Genomic DNA, 22572 nt, shown 5'->3' on the forward strand with positions numbered 1-22572 from the left:
CCCGCTTCGCGTATCAGAAGATTCTGCGTGACAGATCGTCTTCCTCAGAACCTCCGTTCCGATCACCGTCGGTGTCTGACGTCAGTGGCGGTGGTGCGTCCTCTTCCCGGAAGACCTCAAAGATACCGTCCTCGCCAGGTCTGGCGCGCTGCCCAGTCTCGGGATTGATACGGATATTCACGATCCCGTTCGGGCGGGGCATCAAGGAAGAGGGCGCCCCTTCGAGTGCAACTTCCATGTAGTCCAGCCAGATCGGTAGCGCGGTGCTGGCGCCAAATTCACGCCTGCCAAGCGGTGCCGGCTGGTCGAATCCAACCCAGGTTGTCGTGGCGATATCGTGATTGAAGCCGGCGAACCAGGTATCCTTCTGCTCGTTGGTGGTGCCGGTCTTGCCAGCGATGTCGTCCCGGCCGAGGGCCAGCGCCCGCCTGCCAGTACCGCGTCGAATAACATCCTGCATCATCGAGTGCAGAATGAAGACGGCGCGCTCGTCCGCCAGTCTGGGCATCACGCGAACCTCAAGCGGCTCTTCGTTGCCTTGCGATGCATTTGCCGGCGTAGCTGCGTCGCTTTCGTCCGTTTCCGGGATCGCTTGTTCTGCAACCTCCTTGCAGTTTTCATCGCACAGGATGGTTTTCGGAGCCTGGTAGATGATCTCGCCGCTGAAGTCGCTGATCGTCTCGATCAGGTAGGGTTCGACGTCATAGCCGCCGTTGGCAATTACAGCCATGCCTCTGGCCAGTTCCATTGGAGTCAACTGGCCGCTGCCGAGCGACAATGACAGGTTGTCGGGCATGTTTTCGGTAGGGATTTCCAGTTGTGCGAGATAATTGAGCGTTTTTTCAATACCCAAGTCTCGCAGGAGCCTGATAGAAACCAGGTTTCGTGAGCGATAGAGCGCTTCGCGAAGCCGGGTCGGGCCATAAAACTGTCCGGAGGAGTTCTGCGGCCGCCATGCGGTCTCCAGTTCGGAGTCGTCGAACACTATGGGCGCATCATTATAAATAGTGGCCGGCGTCATGCCGCTTTCAAGGGCGCTCAGGTAGAGGAACGGCTTGAAAGTCGAGCCCGGTTGCCTGCGCGCCTGAATGGCCCGGTTGTATTTGCTTTGACCGAAGCTGTAGCCCCCTGCCAGTGCCTGTATAGCACCGGTTTTGGCTTCCAGTGAAATCAGTGCGCCTTCTACCCTCGGGATCTGGGCAAGTGCCACGGTCGCAGCAGTCGGCTGCTCCGGATCGTCAACCTGCTGACTGCTCTCGTCGGCATCAGCTTTTGAGGAAGCCTGGACTGGCTCCTGAGCGCGCACATAGACAACGTCGCCAGGCGAGACAACATCTGAAGGTTTCTCGGGTTCTGGTCCGGTCAGATTTTCGGTTTTGTAGCGACTCGCCCAGGTCATGGTTTCGAACGGCATAATGGCGGGGCCGACGACGCGTGCGTATACACGTACTTCGCCCGATTCGTCGTCAACCTCCTCGACGATTGCCGGCAGCAAGGACTCGACTCTGGGGTAATTCAGGATGACGTCAGATAATTCGCTCGTGGCGAGAGTGTCCTCGTCGATCTGCCCGATGGGGCCGCGAAAACCGTGGCGTCGATCATAGGCTTCCAGGCCGTTCCTGAGCGCTTCGGTGGCAACCTGTTGCTTTTCGCCGTCAACCGTCAGAGTGACGGTATAGCCATCGGTGTAGGCGTCTTCGCCAAACCGCCGAACCATTTCAGATCGTGCCATTTCAGCAACATAGTCGGCGTCGACTTCCGTTTCCGTGCTGTTATAGCTGGCGGTGATGGGGGCCGAAACGGCAAGTTCATGGGCATCCGGAGTGATGTATCCCAGATCCCTCATGCGCCCGAGGATCCAGTTGCGGCGAATCATCGCACGGTCCGGGTTGGCCAGCGGGTTGAAAGCCGAGGGCGCCTTGGGTAGGCCGGCCAGCATAGCCATCTGGGCCAGCGACAGTTCTGATACCGGCTTGTTGTAATAAACCTGTGCAGCGGCAGCTATGCCATAGGCCCGATTGCCCAGATAGATCTTGTTCAGGTAGAGCTCGAGAATGCGATTTTTGTCCAGTTCACGTTCAATCTGAAGAGCCAGAAGTATCTCGTTGAACTTCCGGATAAAGGTTCTGTCCCGTGACAAAAAGTAATTTTTTGCAACCTGCATTGTGATGGTGCTGCCCCCGGACTGGATCTCGCCGGTTGAGACCAGTTCGATGGCAGCCCGCGCCAGGCCTTTGATGTCGACCCCAAAGTGCTCATAAAAACGCGCGTCTTCAGCTGCCATAAAGGCTTGTAACTGAATTGTTGGGATCTGTTCGATTGTGATGGGTGCCCTTCTCTTTTCACCGAATTCTGCTATTAATCTGTTGTCTTTGCTATAGACCCTCAATGGCGTCTGCAGCTTGATGTCCAGAAGCTGATGTACCGGCGGAAGGCCAGGGCGAAGGTAAAGATAAAAGCCTGAGGTTACGATAACGGCGACACTCAGTCCGGTAAGAAACAACCAGGCAAAAAGGCGAGATGTGCGCAACAAATGAGACATTTTTTTCTGACAACTGTTGGATATAGGTCTATCATTTGAGAAATTGCTTTAGGAAGGAAGAGTCGCTTCACCGTCGCAATGGTTCTCAATTAAAGAAGAACAGGCATTGTAGACGGAATGGTGAAGAAATTCTCTTAAATAAAAAACACATAAGTTACGTAACCGGGTGCATCTAACCAGGTATAGGGTGAGCGCGTGTTTGGATTAGGAAAGAAATCCAGTGCAGTGCTGGGCGTGGATATAAGCTCCAGCTCGGTCAAACTTCTGGAGCTGTCGAAGCAGGGCGACCGGTATAAGGTCGAGAGCTACGCGGTTGAGCCATTACCGGCCAATGCCGTGGTGGAAAAGAACATTACCGACGTGGAAGCCGTGGGCGAAGTGATGAAGCGCGTGGCTTCCAAGTCCCGTTCCGGCGTAAAGCAGGTAGCAGTTGCGGTATCAGGTTCGGCGGTAATCACCAAGGTCATCCAGATGGATGGTGGCCTCAACGAATTCGAGATGGAAGATCAGATTGCCCTCGAGGCCGATCAGTATATTCCATACCCGCTGGATGAAGTGGCCATCGATTTTGAGGTTCAGGGACCTTCCGAAAGTAACCCCGACCAGGTAGATGTGCTTCTGGCAGCATGCCGAAAGGAAAATGTCGACATTCGGGAAGATGCACTCGAGATTGCTTCACTCACCACCAAGGTGGTTGATGTTGAGGCCTATGCCCTTGAGCGCGCCTACGCTTTGATCGAGCCGCAGCTGGACTCTCAGGGCGAAGAATTGGTGGTGGCGATTGTTGATATCGGCGCCACGATGACCACGCTGAGCGTTTTGGCCGGCGGCAAAACCGTTTACACCCGCGAACAGATTTTTGGTGGCAAGCAACTGACCGAGGAAATTCAGCGTCGCTATGGTCTGTCTCTGGAGGAAGCTGGCCTTGCCAAGAAACAGGGCGGACTGCCCGATGACTACGAATCCGAAGTTCTGACCCCGTTTCGCGAAGCCGTGGTGCAGCAAGTGGCCCGAGCGCTTCAGTTCTTCTTTGGTGCCAGTCAGTACAATGCTGTCGACTATGTGGTTTTGGCAGGTGGTACTGCCTCGATTCAGGGCCTGACGGAAATGGTCGAAGAAAAAACGGGTACGCCGACTATGGTCGCGAATCCTTTTGCAGACATGGCGGTTGGGTCTCGGGTCAACGCATCGGCACTGAGTAACGATGCGCCGTCTCTGATGATTGCCTGCGGCCTGGCAATGAGGAGCTTCGACTGATGGCAAAGATTAACCTTCGACCGTGGCGCGAGGAACTTCGCGCCGAGAAACAGAAGCAGTTTGTGGTTATGATTCTTGGCGCCGCCATTATCGCCGGTGGTTTGGTTTTCCTCTGGAAAACCGACATGGACAGCCGGATTGCGTACCAGCAATCCCGGAATGCCTATATCGAAACGGCCACGAAAAAGCTTGACCAGCAGATCAAGGAAATCGAGAACCTTAAACGCAAGCGTGATGAGCTTCTGGCCAGGATGCAGGTCATTCAGGATCTCCAGGGTAAACGCCCCGTGATCGTGCGCGTGTTTGATGAGTTGGTGAGAACTTTGCCTGATGGTCTCTTCTATACAGACCTCAAACGAACTGGTGAGCGCGTCGATATCGTTGGGATGGCTGAGTCTAATAGCCGGGTTTCTACGCTTATGCGTCAGTTTGAGGAGTCCGAATGGTTTACCGATCCCAACCTCTCCAATGTGTCAGCTGCTGACAGTCGCCGGGCCGGTTACAGCCAGTTCAATCTGTCGGTTAAACAGAAAACGCCCGAGCCCGAAGGGGAGGATAAGTAATGAGCCTCGCGGACTCTCTCAAAAGTCTCAATGAATTTGATATCAACGACCTTGATGTCAACAACGCGGGTATATGGCCTGCGCCCATTAAATTCATCGTAATCCTGATTATCTTCGGGCTTATCGCTGGCGGTGGTTACTGGTTCTTTATCAAGGATCAGTACGCTCAGCTTGAGCGTGTCGAGCGCACTGAGCAGGATCTGCGCAAGACCTATGAAGAAAAGGCCTATCAGGTGGCTAATCTTGAGGTCTTCAAGGCCCAGATGGCTGAAATGGAAGAAACCTTTGGTGCCCTGGTAAGGCAGCTTCCGAGTGAGACCGAAGTGCCGGGCTTATTGGAAGACATTACGAATACGGCGCTGGGTAATGGCCTGGCGCTTCAGGAAGTGAAGTTGCAGCCGGAGCAGCGGCGGGACTTTTATTCCGAGCTTCCAATCAACATCCGGGTGTCTGGTTCCTACCACGAGCTGGCATCTTTCGTCAGCAGCGTGGCTAGCCTTCCTCGGATCGTGACACTGCACGACTTGACCATAAAACCAACTGGCGGAGACGGAGAACGGCTTGATATGCAGGTTGTAGCTCGTACTTACCGCTACCGGGCTGGAGAATGAGCATGACAGGAAAGCATGCAGTAAAAGCCTGGCTGGGTGTTTGTCTGGTGTCGCTCCTGACAGCCTGCTCCCAGGGCAGCGGATTTTCAGATCTTGATCAATTCATGGCCGAGACCAGGGCAAAACCGAGAGGGTATGTTGAACCCTTGCCGGAGTTCAAAGCTTACGAGGCATTCAGTTACTCCGCAGCAGACCGGCGGGCGCCATTCGAGCCGCCTATCGACGTACAGCTCACTATGGTTGACGAGCAGCCGATCAGTGATGTTGAGCCGGATCTGGATCGGCCGAGGGAAGTTCTCGAGAATTTTGATCTGAAAACGCTTGAAATGGTCGGTACGCTTCAGGGGGCATCGGGTAACCTTTTCGCCCTTATCGAAGACGATACCGGTGGAATTCACAGAGTCCGTACCGGAAATTACATGGGGCAGAACTACGGTCGCATTGTGGGCGTCAGTGAAACCCGTGTCGAGCTTATTGAAATCGTTCCCAATGGCCGGGGTGGCTGGGTTGAGCGTCCTCGCTCCCTGACCCTGGAAGAGGGCGCAGGCTAAGGAGCGGCTGGATGAAAGTTGAAAGAAACATGCACGTACAAAAAAGTTTAGGGTCGAGGCTAGCGATGTTCAGAAAACTCAATGTATACGTCAGCGTGATTGCTTTTGGGTTGTTATCCGGCCTGGCCAACGCGGTCACGCTGGAAGACGTGTCGTTTTCCTCGCTACCGGGCGAGCGGCTTGAAGTCACACTGCAATTTGATGGGGCGCCACCGGAACCCTCTGGGTATACCATTGAGCGTCCTGCTCGCATTGCGGTTGACCTTCGAGACACGACCAGTGGCCTCGACAGCCGGAGCGTTCCGCTCGGCTCAGGCAACGCCCAGAGTATGACCGTAGTAGAAACCAAGGATCGCACACGGTTGATTTTCAATCTGGTTGAGCTGGTGCCTTACGAAACGGTCCGTTCGGGCAACTCCCTGGTTATGACGATTGGCGGGCAAGCCGGGGCTGTTGCTACTACGTCCACCTCTTCTTCGGCTCAAAGCAGCTCAGCTACGGGTACGGTGTCCTCCAACTCTCTTGCCGGGGTGGATTTTCGCCGTGGCAAGGATGGTGAAGGCCGGGTTCTTGTCGAGCTGGGCAGCTCCAGCACACCGGTGGATCTGACCGAACGTGCTGGCAAGATCCGCTTGACGATGGATGGGCTTGAAGTTCCATCGAATCTGCGTCGCCGGCTCGATGTCACTGATTTCGCCACCCCGGTTACCCGTATCGACACCTTTGTCGAGGATGGCAATGCCGTGGTCGAGATCACCCCAGAGGGCAATTACGACTACATTGCTTACCAGTCCGGCAGCCAGTTTACTGTTAGTGTCGAGGAGCTGAGTCAGGAAGAGGCGGAGTCTCGCCGGGAAGAGAAGTTCCCGTACACCGGTGACAAGTTGTCCCTGAACTTCCAGGATATTGAAGTGCGGTCGGTCCTGCAGTTGATTGCCGACTTCACCGGCCTGAACCTCGTGGCAAGTGACACTGTCGGCGGTAGCATCACTCTCCGCTTGCAGAATGTTCCCTGGGATCAGGCCCTGGATCTGATCCTCAAGACCAAAGGCCTCGATAAACGTCAGATTGGCAACGTATTGCTGGTAGCGCCTGCCGATGAAATCGCGGCTCGCGAGAAGCTTGAGCTTGAGACGAACAAGCAAATCGCTGAACTGGCACCGGTCCGTCTCGACATTATTCAGGTTAATTACGCCAAGGCGGCTGATATTGTTGCGTTGATCAAGGAAGACGAAGAGCTGATTTCCGATCGCGGCTTTGTCTCCTCGGATGTGCGAACAAACACCATCAGCGTTCGTGAAACGGCCGAGAAACTTGACGAAATTCGCCGTCTGGTATCGACATGGGACGTTCCGGTACGGCAGGTTTCTATCGAGGCCCGTATTGTGCGTGCGCAAACCAACGTTGCCGAGAACCTCGGTGTTCGCTGGGGTGGCGCTGCTTACGATGTGAGTGGAGATAATGTATTTACCGTAGGTGGTTCGCAGCAATCTCTGCAGGAAGCGCGGGACGCGGCTGCCGGAAACAGCAACACCATCACCTTCCCGGGCGCCCTTGCGGTTGACCTCGGCGTGACAGGTGAGGGCGCATCGTCCTTCGCCATCGGCTGGGGCAGCGATGACTTCCTGGTGGACCTCGAGCTGTCGGCTCTCGAGAGCGATGGTCAGGCCGAAGTGGTCTCCCAACCCCGCGTTGTGACTGCTGATCGCCAGACGGCGTCTATCAAGTCTGGTGAGGAAATTCCCTACCAGGAAGCGTCTTCGAGCGGTGCTACTTCCGTTTCTTTCAAGGAGGCCGTGCTCTCCCTTGAAGTCACTCCGCAGATTACGCCGGATGACAAGATCATCATGGATCTTGTGGTCAACCAGGACTCCCGTGGTGAGGTGACTGCTGGTATTCCATCAATCAATACCAATGAAGTGACCACCCAGGTCCTGGTTGGCAATGGTGAGACAGTTGTTCTGGGCGGCATTTTCCAGTCGGAAGTGGCGACTCAGACTACCAAGACGCCGTTCCTTGGAGATATCCCCTACCTGGGGCGTATTTTCAAGCGAACCGAGCATATTGATGAGCGCAGCGAGCTGCTGATCTTCATTACTCCGAAGATCATCAAGAACGACCTGCTTCGTTAATCAGTGCAGTTCAAAAGCCGCCGCTTAAAACCGGCGGCTTTTTTGTGCCTGAAACAGTCTCGGGGGCGGTCCTGAACTTATGCAATCACGGGGCCTGTGATATTCTCACCCGCCTGAACAAAACTGAGCGGAAGTTATGTCTTTGCCGAAACGCGTTGTCCTGGTTGGCCCAATGGGAGCAGGGAAAAGCACGATTGGCCGGATGCTCGCCAAAGAGCTCGGCTATCGTTTTCTTGATTCTGATCGCATCATCGAAGAGCGATGCGGGGCCAATATCCCGTGGATTTTCGACGTTGAGGGGGAGGATGGCTTCCGTTTGCGGGAAACAGCCATGCTGGACGAGTTGTCCCATGAGGATCATACCGTGCTGGCCACGGGCGGCGGCGCGGTCATGCGCGAGGAAAACCATCCTATCCTGAAAAGGGATGCGACGGTGATCTATCTGAAGACCTCGATAGAGCAGCAGGTGGAGCGAACACGCATGGACCGAAACCGGCCTTTGCTCCAGAACGATAACCCGGAGGCGGTTCTGCGGAACCTGTTCTCGATCCGGGATCCCCTGTATTCCAGTCTGGCAGACATCATCATGTTCACGGACAGGAAGAGCCCTAGGCTGGTTGTTCGCCAGTTGGTTAACCGCCTGAACCCGAAAACACCCCGTCATAAAAGGCAGGTCAGGAAGGAAGGTCGCAATCATGTCTAATCGGTATCGCGAACTCTCGGTGGAGCTCGGCGAGCGCAGCTATCCCATTTTTATCGGCCAGGACCTTCTCGGTACTCAGGATCTGTCATCCTATGTCTCCGGTGCACAGGTCATGATTGTCACCAACGAGACGGTTGCACCGCTCTATCTTGATCGGGCGAACGCCTGTTTTCCGGGTAAGCGGGTCGATACCGTCGTGCTTCCCGATGGCGAGAAGTTCAAGGACTGGCAGACCCTCAATATGATCTTCGATGGTCTCCTTGAGCAGCGGCATACCCGGAAAACCACTCTGGTTGCGCTTGGTGGAGGCGTCGTTGGTGATATGGCCGGTTTTGCCGCAGCGTGCTATCAGCGGGGGGTTCCATTCATCCAGATTCCAACCACTCTACTTTCCCAGGTAGATTCTTCTGTTGGTGGTAAAACCGGTATCAACCACCCCCTTGGCAAGAACATGATTGGTGCTTTTCATCAGCCGCAGGCCGTATTGATAGACACCGCAAGCCTGCAGACTTTGCCTCCCCGGGAAGTGTCAGCGGGCCTCGCAGAAGTAATCAAATATGGGCTGATTCGTGACCAGGACTTTCTTGCCTGGCTTGAAGATCACATGGATTCTCTGGTCAGCCTTGATCCGGAGGCTCTGGCAGAAGCTATCTTCCGCTCCTGTGCTTGCAAGGCTGAGGTTGTAGCTCTGGACGAGCGCGAGGGAGGTCTGAGGGCGATACTGAACCTCGGTCACACCTTCGGACATGCGATCGAAACCTTTGCCGGTTACGGCAACTGGCTCCACGGAGAGGCAGTAGGCACTGGCATGCTCATGGCTGCCGAACTGTCTGCGCTTGAAGGTATGATCAGCCGTGACGATTGCGTCCGGATTAACCGACTTATCCTGCGGGCCGGATTGCCGGATAAACCTCCGGTCGGAATGACCGCAGACGACTTTATGAGCTTGATGGCTGTCGATAAGAAAAACGTGGATGGCCTGCTCAGGCTCGTCCTGCTTCGTTCGATTGGCGATGCAGTCGTCACATCCCAGGCAAAGCCTGAAAACCTGGCACTCACGTTTGCCCGTTTTTGCAGCTCAACATGATGTCGGCCAGAAGGCTTCAATAATTTGGTAACGGACCAGCGACCAAGGAAGACCCGTGACTGAAGAAAGCTTGAACAGTCTTGATGGCGGCGGCCTGTTTCCCAGGCTGCAACAGCGCTACAGCCTCCGTGCCAACCCCCTGGAAATGGAAACGCCGTTTTTCCCGGACGCCATGCGTCATCACGCCCTGGAGGCATTGCGCCATCTTTGCGGCTTTGGTGATATGGCTCTGCTGTTGACCGGTGCTGCGGGTGCGGGCAAAACCCGGATACTGGCGGAGCTGGTCCGCAGCGAGTCGTCCAGGCTTGATTTTCACCGGATACCGGCTGCAGCGTTGACCAGCGCTCAGGCGCTTGCCCGGGACCTGAAAGCCGTTGCCCGCTCCAGTCTCGGCCAGGAAGACAGCCCGCGAGACCTGGTTTATCAGTTCTTCAGATGGTCGGAGTCCAGGGTTCGCAAGGGGCAGCGCATGGTCCTTTTGATTGACGATGCGGATAGAGCGCCGACGGAGCTGCTCAGACTGATTTTGTCTGCTTATCTGGCTTCAGAGCGCGGTTCTTCTGCGGTTCCGGTGTTTGCGGGTACCGATAACCTGGTGCAGATGCTGGGCCTGGATAATTCAAGCACCAGCGTACACCAGATTCATCTCCGCCCACTGACAAAAGACGAAATCGTGGCTTACCTTGAGCCAAGAGTTCATGCAGCTGGCGGTAAGACCGCCGAGCTTCTCAGTCCGGCGCGGGTTTCTAAAATTCATGCCTTGAGCCAGGGTAGTTTTTCGAGGCTTAAGCGGGTAACGCCAGGCGTCTGGTTGGATATGGTATCCGCGCCAAACAGTGCCCGCTCTAGGGCATTGCCCTGGAAAAAGCTTCTCTGGCCGGGGTTCGCTCTGGTTCTGCTCGCGGGCTCGTGGTGGTTCGTGTCGCGCCAGTACGATGAGTCGGTTGCCGAGGAGGTCGTGAAAGCGCCGGAGCCGGTGCGAAAGAGCATTACCATTGGCCCGGAAACGGCGGAATCCGAGCCCGTCTCCGATGAGCCACTCGTGGCGGCTGAGCCCCTGTTGACAGAGCCGGTAACCGAGCCGGACCCTGTCCAGCCAGAGCCAGAGCCAGAGCCAGAGCCAGAGCCAGAGCCAGAGCCAGAGCCAGAGCCAGAGCCAGAGCCAGAGCCAGAGCCAGAGCCAGAGCCAGAGCCAGAGCCAGAGCCAGAGCCAGAGCCAGAGCCAGAGCCAGAAGCCGCGCCGGAGTTCGTTCCTGCCGATCCGCAGTATTTTGCAGCCATCGACGAAATTCGGGCGCGAGGAGGCTGGACTATACAGCTGGTTGCCGGCAACCTGGAGCAGACCGCATTAAATGTCATATCCAGCTATTCAGAGCTTGATGATCTGGTGTATACCCGAGGGGAAAGGCAGGGCCAGCCATGGTTTATGGTATTCTATGGCGAGTTCCCTACCCGGGAGGCGGCGAACGCCGCAGCATCTGGTTTGCCGGAAGAGCTGGCTTCCCGGTCGCCCTGGGTGCGTCCAGTCGACAATTTATAGCGCCGCTCTTTTCGGCGCTAACTTGTTGTTCCGTAACCTTGTCGATTGGTAATTCCGGTTTCGGCTTCCCACAATAACTCCACGCCGATTTGAGTACGTATTTCTACGTGTGTAAAATAGCCAGCCCCCATTTTCAGTGTCAGAGGGTGGTTGTATGGCTGCGCGCCAATTAACTCTTTGATTGAAAAGCATTTCTACGTGAGAGAACGCTTATGATGACAGGTTTGTATCATCCCGATGAATTCAGGGACAACTGTGGATTCGGTCTGATTGCCCACATGAAGGGCGAGGCCAGTCATAAGTTGTTGCAAACTGCCATCGAGTCTCTGACCTGCATGACCCACCGAGGTGGTATCGCTGCAGACGGAAAGACCGGCGATGGTTGTGGCCTGCTGATCCAAAGCCCGGATGGCTTTCTGAAGAAAGCTGCCAAGGCGGCGTTTGGCAAGGAGCCAGGCGACCTCTTTGCCGTGGGTCAAGTGTTCCTTAACCCCGACGAGAACAAGGCTGCCGCCGGTCGTACAGCGATTGAAAAACGGCTGACCGAACAGGGTCTGGAAATCCTTGGCTGGCGTGAAGTGCCGGTGGATGACAGCTGCCTGGGCCCGATGGCGCTGGATTGCCTGCCCCGTATTGAGCAGGTTTTCGTGGTGCCAGCCGGCAAGGAAGAGCGTGACTTTGCAATCAGTCTGTTCGTGGGTCGCCGGCATGCTGAAAGCGACATGGCCGAAGATCCGGAATTCTATATCTGTAGCCTGTCTCACCGTACTCTGGCCTATAAGGGCCTCATGATGCCGGCGGACCTGGCCAACTTCTACAAGGATCTCGGTGATCCGGATCTTGAGACCGCTATCTGTGTATTCCACCAGCGGTTCTCCACTAACACCATGCCCCGGTGGCCGCTGGCACAGCCGTTCCGGTATCTGGCTCATAATGGTGAGATCAACACCATCGACGGCAACCGCAATTGGGCCATCGCTCGGGCCGCCAAATTCAGCTCCCCGGAACTGCCCGATCTGCAGACCCTTCAGCCACTGGTCAATCTCACTGGTTCCGACTCCTCGAGCATGGACAACATGCTGGAAGTCCTGCTTGCCGGTGGTGTAGACCTTTTCCGTGCCGTTCGCATGATGATTCCGCCGGCCTGGCAGAATGTCGACAGCATGGACTCCGAGCTGCGGGCGTTCTATGAGTACAACTCCATGCACATGGAGCCCTGGGATGGTCCCGCAGGTCTGGTGATGTCGGACGGTCGTTATGCGGTCTGTATGCTCGACCGAAACGGGCTGCGTCCCGCCCGGTGGGTTATTACCAAAGATGACTTCATCACGCTGGCTTCAGAGATCGGTACCTACGGGTACCAGCCCGACGACGTGGTTGCCAAAGGCCGTGTCGGGCCTGGGCAGATGCTGGCTATCGACACCGAATCCGGTGAAGTCCTGCATACCAAAGACATTGACCAGCGCCTGAAGACTGCGCAGCCCTACAAGCGCTGGCTGCGCGAGAACGCCTTGCGCGTGGAAACCACCCTGAACCAGGACACACCTGACTTCAGGCTGATGGACTCCGACGAGCTTCTGGTGCATCAAAAAATGTTCATGGTCTCCTTCGAAGAGCGTGACCAGGTCTTGCGTCCGCTGGCAGAGAACGGCCAGGAAGCGGTTGGGTCCATGGGTGACGATACCCCGATGGCCGTGCTCTCCAGCAAAGTGCGCCACGTGGCGGATTATTTCCGGCAGAAGTTCGCCCAGGTGACCAACCCGGCGATCGACCCCCTGCGTGAGGCAATCGTTATGTCTCTGGAGACCTGTCTGGGTGCCGAGCGTAACGTGTTCGAGGAAACCGCCGATCACGCGGATCGAATCATCCTGACCACGCCGGTACTCTCTCCGGCCAAGTTCCTGAAGATCGCCAACAACGAGCGTCCCGGGTTCGAGGTGGCGCGTATCTCCATGAGCTACCGCCCGGAGCAGGGTCTGGAGCAGGCGATTCGCCAGGTTTGTGAGGAGGCGGAGCAGGCTGTCCGGAATGGTAAGGTGCTTCTGATCCTCACAGACAAGGATTTGAAGGAAGGTGAGCTGCCGGTCAACGCCCTGATGGCAACCGGTGCCGTTCATCATCACCTGGTTCAGAAAGGGCTGCGCTGCGACTCCAATATCATTGTTGAAACCGGTTGGGCTCGTGATCCCCACCATTTTGCGGTGCTTTTCGGTTTTGGTGCGACAGCGGTTTATCCTTACCTCGCGTACCAGGTCCTGAACGATCTGATCCGCACCGGCGAATTGCTGATGGATCCGATTGACGCCAAGAACAACTACCGGAAGGGCATCAACAAGGGGCTGCTGAAGATCCTCTCCAAAATGGGGATCTCGACCATCACCTCCTACCGGGGCGCCCAGCTGTTCGAGGCGATCGGGCTGGCTGACGACGTCGTTGACCTGTGTTTCAAAGGTGTGCCCAGCCGTATCCAAGGGGCTGGCTTCTACGACTTCCAGCAGGACCAGGAGCAACTTGCTTCCGTGGCCTGGAAGCCGCGCAAGCCGATTGTCCAGGGTGGCTTGCTGAAGTACGTCCACGGCCAGGAGTACCACGCTTTCAACCCGGATGTCGTCGGAAAGCTGCAAGAAGCAGTAACCAGTGGCGACTACGGCCACTACAAGGAATACGCCGGTCTGGTCAATGAACGGCCGGTGGCAACCCTGCGTGATCTCCTTGGCTTCCGCAAGGACCTCAAACCGATTGATCTCTCGGAAGTTGAGCCGGTCGAGAATATTTTCCCGCGCTTCGATTCCGCGGCCATGTCGCTGGGTGCGCTGTCACCAGAGGCCCATGAGGCCCTGGCAGTCGCCATGAACACACTTGGTGGTCGCTCAAACTCTGGCGAGGGCGGTGAAGATCCTGCCCGCTATGGCACCGAGAAGCGGTCAAAGATCAAGCAGGTGGCTTCCGGACGTTTTGGCGTGACGGCTGAGTATCTGCGTAGCGCTGATGTCATGCAGATCAAGGTGGCTCAGGGCGCGAAGCCTGGTGAGGGTGGCCAGCTGCCCGGTGGCAAGGTCAATGATCTGATTGCACGTTTGCGTTATTCCGTGCCCGGCGTGACCTTGATTTCGCCGCCGCCGCATCACGATATTTACTCTATCGAGGATCTGGCCCAGCTGATTTTTGATCTCAAACAGGTCAATCCCCAGGCCCTGGTGTCAGTGAAGCTGGTTTCCGAGCCGGGTGTGGGTACTATCGCAGCTGGTGTTGCCAAGGCCTACGCCGACCTGATCACCGTCTCCGGTTACGATGGCGGTACGGCAGCAAGTCCGCTGACGTCCATCCGCTACGCGGGCTCTCCCTGGGAGCTCGGCTTGACCGAAACCCAACAGGCCCTGCGGGCCAACGATCTGCGTGGCAAGATTCGCTTGCAGACCGATGGCGGTATCAAGACCGGTCTGGATGTGGTGAAAGGTGCGATCCTGGGTGCGGAGAGTTTCGGTTTCGGTACCACGCCGATGGTGGCTCTGGGCTGTAAATACCTCCGAATCTGCCACCTGAATAACTGTGCGACCGGTGTGGCTACCCAGAATGATCACCTCCGTGAAGAGCACTTCAAAGGCACGGTGGAAATGGCCATGAACTTCTTCCGTTTCGTGGCTGAAGAAACCCGTGAGTGGATGGCGAAGTTGGGCGTGCGCAGTCTGGAAGAACTGGTTGGTCGCGTTGACCTTCTGGAGCGCCTGCCGGGCGACACCGAGCGCCAGAAGAAGCTGGATCTCAGTCGCCTTCTGTCTAATGACCATATTCCGGCGGACAAGCCTCAGACCTGCCAGGTGGAGCGGAACCATCCGTTCGACGAGGGCAAGCTGGCGGAACAGATGGTTCAGGATACCGCTGCAGCCATCAAGGAAAAGAGTGGTGGCGCCTGGTCCTACCGGGTCACCAACTGTGACCGCTCCATCGGTGCCCGTTTGTCTGGCGAAATCGCTCAGCTGCATGGCAATCAGGGCATGGTCGATGCGCCCATTACCCTGGATCTAACTGGTACCGCGGGCCAGAGTTTTGGTGTCTGGAACGTGGGCGGTCTCAACCTGATCCTTGAAGGGGATGCCAACGACTACGTGGGTAAAGGTATGACCGGTGGCAAGCTGGTCGTGAAGCCGCCCCGCGGTAGCGCCTTCAAGACCCAGGAGACGTCCATCGTCGGTAACACCTGCCTCTACGGCGCGACGGGCGGCAAACTCTTCGCTGCTGGTACTGCAGGTGAGCGTTTCGCGGTTCGTAATTCTGGCGCCCACGCGGTTGTGGAAGGCGCTGGCGATCACTGCTGTGAATACATGACCGGCGGCCTGGTGACGGTGCTCGGATCAACCGGGCACAACTTCGGTGCGGGTATGACCGGTGGCTTTGCCTACGTCATGGACCTCAACAATACCTTCGTGGACAAGTACAACCACGAGTTGGTCGAGATCCAACGCATTTCCAGCGAAGACATGGAGTCCTACCGCAATCATCTGCGTGGTGTGATTCGGGAGCACATTTCCGAGACCGGCAGTGAGTGGGCTGAGCACATTCTTGAGAATTTCGACGACTACATCGGCCGCTTCTGGCTGGTGAAACCCAAGGCTGCCAACCTGCGCAGTCTACTGGCCAGCACCCGGGCGCGCCCGGAATAAGAAGCTGAGAGGGTTCGGGGCGAGTGGCCTGGCTGCCGCCCTTGTCGAAATTGAGTTGATGAGAGCATCCAGATGAAAGAACGACTGAGTAACGACTTCCAGTTTGTTGAAGTAGGGCGGGTCGACCCCAAGAAGGTCCCGGCCAAGAAGCGGAAGAAAGAATTTGGCGAGATCTACCACCCCTTCACGGCAGATAGTGCGGCGTCCCAGTCTCACCGTTGTCTTGAGTGTGGTAACCCCTATTGCGAGTGGAAGTGCCCGGTACACAATTACATCCCGAACTGGCTCAAGCTGGTTTCCGAAGGCAATATCATGCGGGCCGTCGAATTGTGTCATCAGACCAACTCCCTTCCAGAGGTCTGCGGTCGAGTGTGTCCGCAGGATCGTCTCTGTGAGGGTGCCTGTACGCTGAACGACGGCTATGGTGCGGTTACCATCGGCTCTGTCGAGAAATACATCACCGACACCGCCTTTGCCCTGGGCTGGAAACCGGATATGTCCGCAGTGAAGTGGACAGACAAGAAGGTTGCCGTCATTGGTGCAGGCCCTGCCGGTTTGGGATGCGCCGACGTACTGGTTCGCAATGGCGTCAAGCCGGTTGTCTTCGATATCTATCCGGAGATCGGCGGTCTGCTGACCTTCGGTATTCCAGAGTTCAAGCTGGAAAAATCCGTCATGACCCGCCGCCGCAAGGTGTTCGAGGAGATGGGCGTGGAATTCCGCCTGTCCACCGAGGTTGGCAAGGACGTTCAACTGCAGGACATCATCGACGAATACGACGCAGTCTTCATGGGCATGGGCACCTACACTTACATGAAGGGTGGCTTCCCGGGCGAGAACCTGCCCGGAGTATATGACGCGCTGCCGTTCCTCGTTTCCAACGTCAATCGTCGTCTCGGCTTTGAGAAAGACGAAGCTGATTTCATCGACATGAAAGGTAAGCGGGTTGTTGTTCTCGGCGGTGGTGACACGGCTATGGACTGTAACCGCACCTCAATCCGTCAACAGGCCGAGAGCGTCACCTGTGCCTACCGCCGGGACGAAGCCAATATGCCGGGTTCCCGCCGTGAAGTGGCCAACGCCAAGGAAGAGGGCGTTAAGTTCCTCTTCAATCGTCAGCCCATCGCCATTATTGGTGAAGACCGGGTTGAGGGTGTGAAGGTGGTTCAGACTCGCCTGGGCGATCCTGATGAAAATGGTCGTCGCCGTCCGGAAGTAGTCCCGGGTAGTGAGGAGGTTATTCCTGCTGACGCGGTTCTGGTCGCCTTCGGTTTCCGCCCGAGCCCGGCCGACTGGTTCGATGAGCTGAAGGTGAACACCGACGATTCGGGCCGGGTAACCGCGCCGGAAGAGTCCGAGTTCATGTTCCAGACCAGCAACGAGAAAATCTTTGCCGGCGGGGACATGGTCCGCGGTTCGGATCTGGTCGTAACCGCTATCTGGGAAGGCCGTCAGGCTGCCGAAGGTATCATGGATTACCTGGATATCTGATTGCAGGATTGATCCTGATCAGAAGGGCGGTTTCCTAAGGGAAAGCCGCCCTTTTTTATTCCCGCAAACCGGGTATTATGGCCTCCATCCAATTTTCCCCTTTGTACAGAACACGCTGGATTTTCTATGACCGAGCTGAAGAATGATCGTTTCCTGCGCGCCCTGATGCGCCAGCCCGTGGACCGCACACCGGTCTGGATGATGCGACAGGCCGGGCGATACCTGCCGGAGTACCGTGCGACCAGGGCCAAGGCGGGGGATTTTCTCAGCTTGTGCAAGAACACTCCGCTGGCCTGCGAAGTCACACTCCAGCCCCTGGAGCGCTTCCCGCTGGATGCGGCCATCCTGTTTTCAGATATTCTGACCATTCCCGATGCATTGGGCCTCGGCTTGTACTTCGAAACCGGCGAAGGTCCGAAATTCCGGAACACGATCCGCTCCGAGGCGGATGTCGCTGCGCTGCCCAAAATTAACGCTGAGGTGGATCTGGATTACGTGATGAACGCGGTTTCCACCATTCGCGGAGCCCTGAACGGCAGCGTTCCCCTGATCGGTTTCTCCGGCAGCCCGTGGACCCTGGCGACTTACATGATTGAGGGTGGCTCCTCCAAGGATTTTCGGGAGGCCAAGAAGCTCATGTACGGCCAGCCGGAGGTTATGCACCGCTTGCTGGACCATCTGGCGGATTCGGTTATTGATTACCTCAACGGCCAGATCAAGGCCGGTGCCCAGGCTGTCCAGATTTTCGATACCTGGGGTGGCGTTTTGAGCAGCTGGGCCTATGAGGAGTTCTCCCTTCGCTATATGAAGAAGATCGTCGAGGGTCTGATTCGCGAGAACGATGGTCGCAGGGTGCCGGTGATTCTGTTCACCAAGAATGGCGGTCAGTGGCTGGAATCTATCGCCGATTCCGGTGCCGATGCCGTCGGCCTCGACTGGACCACGGATATTGGCAATGCCCGCGCCCGCATTGGTGACCGTGTGGCTCTCCAGGGCAACATGGACCCGGCCATGCTGTATGCACCGACTGAGCGGATCCGGCAGGAAGTGGCTGATATCCTCCGGCGCTTTGGTTCCGGTACTGGCCATATCTTTAATCTTGGCCACGGGATTACGCCGGATGTGGATCCGGAGCATGCCAAGGCGTTCATTGAGGCTGTGGTTGAGCTCAGCCCGGAGTATCATCGCTGAGGCTGAGGCGTCGTTCCTAGCCTTCGAGCTTGGAGTCTGAGTCTGTTGTGGGGCCCTTTCCAAAAACCGCTACGAGCACGTCCCTGTGGCTTGTCTCCGGCCGTCCATGGCCTCCGACATTTTTGGAAAGGGCCCCACAACAGACTCGCTCAAACATCGGAGATATGTCTGCCTATTCCACGGCCCTTGGTGAGCTCAAGATCCTCTTGATGCATCAAACTGTCCGGACCATAGTCAGTCCCGTAGGTCGGATTAGGTGCGCAACGCGTGCCGTAATCCGACAACCTTGATCCCACTCAAAAACTCCTCTGGATGCAATCTTCTGTCCGGTCTATAGTCAGGTAAAACAAGACCGGTAAACAGGAGTAACCCGTTGTCCACCAAAACCCCCGAAAAGCGCCGGTTTCACCGAATCGAATTCGATGCGCCGTGTGAACTCCACTGCCAGGAATCCGTCTGGACGACGGAGGTGCTGGATATTTCCCTGAAAGGTGTTCTGGTTAAGCGGCCGGAGGGGTGGCAGGTCCCGTTAAAGCAGCCCTGCGAAGTGATTATTCACCTGAATGATCATGAGGCAGGTATTGTGATGGCGGTAGAGCTTAGGCACGTGGAGCCGCATCGGCTGGGTTTCAAATGCCAGTACATTGACCTGGATAGTGCTACCCACCTAAAACGACTTGTGGAGCTGAACCTGGGAGATCAGGCGATGCTCGAAAGAGAATTTGCCCACCTCATTGATTAGATCTTTTGCAGCCGGACTCTGGCACCGTTGCCCGCAGGTCGGGTTGACTTCGGAGTTTCCAAAAATGTCGGAGGCCAAGGATGGCCGAGGACAAGTGCACATGGATGTGCTCGTAGCGGTTTTTGGAAACTCCGAAGTCAACCTGACCGTTCACTCCGAGGATGGCAGGCTTAAAGCTCTTCCAGGGCAGTAAGAGCATCACTAAGTTTGGTCACCGGAATAACCTTCATGCCTTCAATGGCCTTCCTTGGGGCATTGGATTTCGGCACCAGCGCCCGGGTAAAGCCATGCTTTGCGGCTTCGTAGATTCGTTCCTGCCCACTGGGCACCGGGCGGATTTCACCAGAGAGGCCCACTTCTCCGAAGATTACCAGATCCTGGGGCAGGGCCCGGTCGCGGAACGAGGAGACGATGGCGGCCAGAAGGGCCAGGTCGGCGCTGGTTTCGTTGACTTTTACGCCACCCACCACGTTCACGAACACATCCTGATCGGAGACATGCATGCCACCATGGCGGTGAAGAACGGCGAGGAGCATGGCCAGCCGGTTCTGGTCCAGGCCAACGGCAACACGCCTTGGGTAGCCGCCCTGGGCCATATCCACCAGTGCCTGGATTTCCACCAGCATGGGGCGGGTGCCTTCCCAGACCACCATCACCACGCTTCCCGGGGCGGCGTCTTCGCCGCGGTTCAGGAAGATCGCGCTGGGGTTCTTCACTTCCTTCAGGCCCTGTTCCAGCATCGCGAACACGCCCAGCTCATTGACTGCGCCAAACCGGTTCTTGATCCCGCGTAGTGTGCGATAGCGACTGTCGCTGGAGCCTTCCAGGAGGATAGAGCAGTCAATCATGTGTTCCAGGACTTTAGGGCCTGCCAGGCTGCCGTCTTTGGTCACATGGCCGACCAGGAACAGGATGGTGCCAGTCTGCTTGGCGAAGCGGGTCAGGTAGGCAGCGCTTTCCCGCACTTGGGAGACACTACCAGGGGCGGACTCGATATCCGCCATGTGCATCACCTGAATACTGTCGACCACAAGAATCCGGGGCTTCTCTGCCTCGGCCACCTGCATGACGCGCTCGACGCTGGTTTCGGACAGCATCTTCAGGTCTTTAGTGGGCAACCCCAGGCGTTTGGCGCGCATTGCGACCTGTTGCAGGGATTCCTCACCAGTCACATACAAGGCGGGGACCGTTGCGGCCAGATGGCAGACCGCCTGGAGTAGAAGGGTGCTCTTGCCTGCACCTGGATGGCCGCCCATCAGAACAGCCGAGCCCTCCACGAGCCCGCCGCCCAGAACCCGATCGAACTCCTGCATGCCGGAGCTGATCCGGGGCTGCTCGGCCAGGCTGACGTCGTCCAGGCTCTGAACCTCCGACAGGCTGCCGGCGAATCCCTCAAAGCGGCCACCGCGGGCGCCTTTGCTGTTGCTGCTGACGCCGCGGACTTCGCTGATGGTGTTCCAGGCCTGGCAGGCGGTGCACTGGCCCTGCCATTTGGAATAGTCTGCACCGCATTCGGTGCAGACGTAGGCGGTCTTGGCTTTTGCCATCAGGCCAGCTTCTTGTACTTCATGCGCTGGGGCTGCATGGCAGAATCGCCTTTGCGCTTCTTGAAGTCCTCATCGTACTCCGTGAAGTTACCCTCGAAGTAAACTACCTCGCCATCATCCTCGAACGCCAGGATATGGCTTGCCACACGGTCGAGGAACCAGCGGTCGTGCGAGATAACCAGGGCAGAACCCGGGAAGTTCAGAAGGGCTTCTTCCAGGGCGCGGAGGGTTTCCACGTCCAGATCGTTGGTCGGCTCGTCCAGCAGCAGCACGTTGCCGCCCTGTTTCAGCAGCTTGGCCAGGTGCAGACGGTTGCGCTCACCGCCGGACAGATCGCCAACCCGCTTCTGCTGGTCGCTGCCCTTGAAGTTGAAGCGGCCAACGTAGGCTCGCGAAGGCGTTTCGTAGTTGCCGACCTTGATGATGTCGTTGCCGTCGGAAAGTTCCTCCCAGACGGTTTTGCTGCCGTCCAGATCGCGCATCTGGTCCACGTAGGCCAGTTCCACGGTTTCGCCGACGGTGATGTCGCCAGAATCCGGTTTGTCGAAACCGGCGATCATCTTGAACAGGGTGGATTTACCAGCACCGTTACCACCGATAATACCCACGATGGCACCGGGCGGTACGCTGAAGGACACGTCCTCATGCAGCAGTCGGTCACCGAAGGACTTGCTGATGCCGTCCACCTCGATCACCTTGTTGCCCAGCCGTGGACCGGGCGGAATGTAGAGTTCGTTGGTTTCGTTGCGCTTCTGGAATTCCTGGGAGCTCATCTCCTCAAAGCGGGCCAAACGAGCCTTGCTCTTCGACTGGCGCCCTTTCGCGTTGCTGCGCACCCACTCCAGTTCCTGCTTGATGGCTTTCTGGTGAGAGGCTTCCTGCTTGGATTCCATCTCCAGACGCTTTTCCTTGTTCTCCAGCCACTGGCTGTAGTTGCCTTCAAACGGAATGCCATGGCCACGGTCCAGTTCCAGGATCCAGCCTGCGACGTTGTCCAGGAAGTAGCGGTCGTGGGTGATGGCGACCACGGTGCCCTCGTAGTCGTGGAGGAAGCGCTCGAGCCAGGCCACGGATTCGGCATCCAGGTGGTTGGTGGGCTCGTCCAGCAGCAGCATATCCGGCCCCGACAAGAGCAGGCGGCACAGGGCTACCCGGCGGCGCTCACCACCGGAAAGGACGCTGACTTTCTGGTCCCATGGTGGAAGGCGCAGTGCATCAGCCGCAACTTCCATCTTGCGTTCGATATCGTGGCCGTCGGTAGCCTGGATGTAGGCTTCCAGTTCGCCCTGCTTCTTGGCCAATGCGTCGAAATCGGCGTCCGGTTCTGCATAGGCTGCATAAACCTGGTCCAGTTCGGCCAGTGCGTCATGAACGCCGGAAACCGCCTCGTCGACGATCTCCTTGACCGTTTTGTCCTCGTCCAGCTCCGGCTCCTGGGGCAGATAGCCCACGTTGATGCCGGGCTGTGGGCGGGCTTCACCGATGTAATCCTGGTCCACGCCCGCCATAATGCGGAGCAGGGTGGATTTACCGGCACCGTTGAGGCCCAGTACGCCGATCTTGGCGCCGGGGAAGAAGCTTAACGAGATGTCTTTCAGAATCTCGCGCTTAGGCGGGACTACTTTGCCCACCCGGTTCATGGTGTATACGTATTGGGCCATACTGGCGTAAACCTCTTGATATAACAGGTTCGTGAATTCGAATACTGGTGACTCGGGCGGCGGGGCTGGCCTTCCGGGATACGCTGTAAATACGTCCATGGACGCTCGGCCAAATCATCCCTGATTTTGACGATCCCGGAAGGCCAGCCCCGCCCCCCTTGATCGGAGCTCGTGTTATTGATCCGGTAAGGTAACGAAACGCACCAGTGATAGCAATTGAGCAGAAACCGGAGGTGGCCGTATGCCGGTATCTGCGGACAGTATAGAGGGTGATTTTTCACCCCTTTGTAAGA

The 22572-nt window shown here is 57.0% G+C and carries 15 protein-coding genes; 12 read left to right on the forward strand and 3 right to left on the reverse strand.

Translation table 11 applies throughout. The annotated features are described in order from the left end of the window. Nucleotides 1-13: 13 nt before the first annotated feature. A complete protein-coding gene (locus tag NUW46_RS03845) occupies nucleotides 14-2542 on the reverse strand; it encodes a penicillin-binding protein 1A (RefSeq protein WP_418141403.1) in 2529 nt (842 codons plus the stop codon). 195 nt (nucleotides 2543-2737) lie between these two features. Between NUW46_RS03845 and NUW46_RS03850 the strand changes: the two genes are divergently transcribed. The 12 genes from NUW46_RS03850 (at nucleotide 2738) to NUW46_RS03905 (ending at nucleotide 19071) form a co-directional block, all read left to right on the forward strand. Next, nucleotides 2738-3799: a pilus assembly protein PilM gene (locus NUW46_RS03850; RefSeq protein WP_008170799.1), complete on the forward strand. Its 1062-nt coding sequence runs from the start codon at nucleotides 2738-2740 to the stop codon at nucleotides 3797-3799. Beyond that, nucleotides 3799-4362, forward strand: coding sequence for a PilN domain-containing protein (locus NUW46_RS03855; protein ID WP_088829301.1), 564 nt, complete (start codon nucleotides 3799-3801; stop codon nucleotides 4360-4362). Before NUW46_RS03850 ends, NUW46_RS03855 begins: the two co-directional genes overlap by 1 nt. After that, on the forward strand, nucleotides 4362-4973 hold the full coding sequence (locus tag NUW46_RS03860) for a type 4a pilus biogenesis protein PilO (RefSeq protein WP_222466552.1): 612 nt from the start codon (nucleotides 4362-4364) through the stop codon (nucleotides 4971-4973). Before NUW46_RS03855 ends, NUW46_RS03860 begins: the two co-directional genes overlap by 1 nt. A gap of 2 nt (nucleotides 4974-4975) precedes the next feature. Continuing rightward, nucleotides 4976-5524, forward strand: a complete 549-nt coding sequence (locus NUW46_RS03865; protein ID WP_222466553.1) for a pilus assembly protein PilP — start codon at nucleotides 4976-4978, stop codon at nucleotides 5522-5524. Nucleotides 5525-5589: 65 nt separating this feature from the next. Next, nucleotides 5590-7656, forward strand: a complete 2067-nt coding sequence (gene pilQ, locus NUW46_RS03870) for a type IV pilus secretin PilQ (RefSeq protein WP_418141404.1) — start codon at nucleotides 5590-5592, stop codon at nucleotides 7654-7656. Nucleotides 7657-7792: 136 nt separating this feature from the next. Further along, nucleotides 7793-8359 (forward strand): shikimate kinase AroK, encoded by a 567-nt coding sequence (gene aroK / locus NUW46_RS03875; protein ID WP_418141405.1) that lies wholly within the window; start codon nucleotides 7793-7795, stop codon nucleotides 8357-8359. Then, the gene (aroB, locus tag NUW46_RS03880) at nucleotides 8352-9446 is read left to right on the forward strand and encodes a 3-dehydroquinate synthase (protein ID WP_418141406.1); all 1095 of its coding nucleotides are present in this window, start codon (nucleotides 8352-8354) and stop codon (nucleotides 9444-9446) included. The genes aroK and aroB overlap by 8 nt, the downstream gene beginning before the upstream one ends. Before the next feature lie 55 nt (nucleotides 9447-9501). Then, entirely contained in the window at nucleotides 9502-10986 is a 1485-nt protein-coding gene (locus tag NUW46_RS03885) for an AAA family ATPase (RefSeq protein WP_418141407.1), read from the forward strand. Between the two features lie 212 nt (nucleotides 10987-11198). Further along, nucleotides 11199-15647: a glutamate synthase large subunit gene (gene gltB / locus NUW46_RS03890; RefSeq protein WP_291909372.1), complete on the forward strand. Its 4449-nt coding sequence runs from the start codon at nucleotides 11199-11201 to the stop codon at nucleotides 15645-15647. A gap of 72 nt (nucleotides 15648-15719) precedes the next feature. Then, nucleotides 15720-17138 carry an FAD-dependent oxidoreductase gene (locus tag NUW46_RS03895; RefSeq protein WP_069185158.1) on the forward strand — a complete coding sequence of 473 codons (1419 nt, stop codon included), beginning with the start codon at nucleotides 15720-15722 and terminating at the stop codon, nucleotides 17136-17138. A 126-nt stretch (nucleotides 17139-17264) separates the two neighbouring features. Next, a complete protein-coding gene (gene hemE / locus NUW46_RS03900; RefSeq protein WP_418141408.1) occupies nucleotides 17265-18329 on the forward strand; it encodes a uroporphyrinogen decarboxylase in 1065 nt (354 codons plus the stop codon). A 373-nt stretch (nucleotides 18330-18702) separates the two neighbouring features. Then, nucleotides 18703-19071, forward strand: coding sequence for a PilZ domain-containing protein (locus NUW46_RS03905; RefSeq protein ID WP_418141409.1), 369 nt, complete (start codon nucleotides 18703-18705; stop codon nucleotides 19069-19071). 170 nt (nucleotides 19072-19241) lie between these two features. Here the strand turns inward: NUW46_RS03905 and radA are convergent, their stop codons facing one another. Both radA and ettA read right to left on the reverse strand, forming a co-directional pair. After that, nucleotides 19242-20618 (reverse strand): DNA repair protein RadA, encoded by a 1377-nt coding sequence (gene radA, locus NUW46_RS03910; protein ID WP_418141410.1) that lies wholly within the window; start codon nucleotides 20616-20618, stop codon nucleotides 19242-19244. Continuing rightward, nucleotides 20618-22279 carry an energy-dependent translational throttle protein EttA gene (gene ettA, locus NUW46_RS03915; RefSeq protein WP_418141411.1) on the reverse strand — a complete coding sequence of 554 codons (1662 nt, stop codon included), beginning with the start codon at nucleotides 22277-22279 and terminating at the stop codon, nucleotides 20618-20620. Before ettA ends, radA begins: the two co-directional genes overlap by 1 nt. Between the last annotated feature and the right edge of the window lie 293 nt (nucleotides 22280-22572).

Origin of the sequence: Marinobacter sp. MA (assembly GCF_048298425.1) — a bacterium.
Lineage (GTDB): Bacteria > Pseudomonadota > Gammaproteobacteria > Pseudomonadales > Oleiphilaceae > Marinobacter > Marinobacter salsuginis.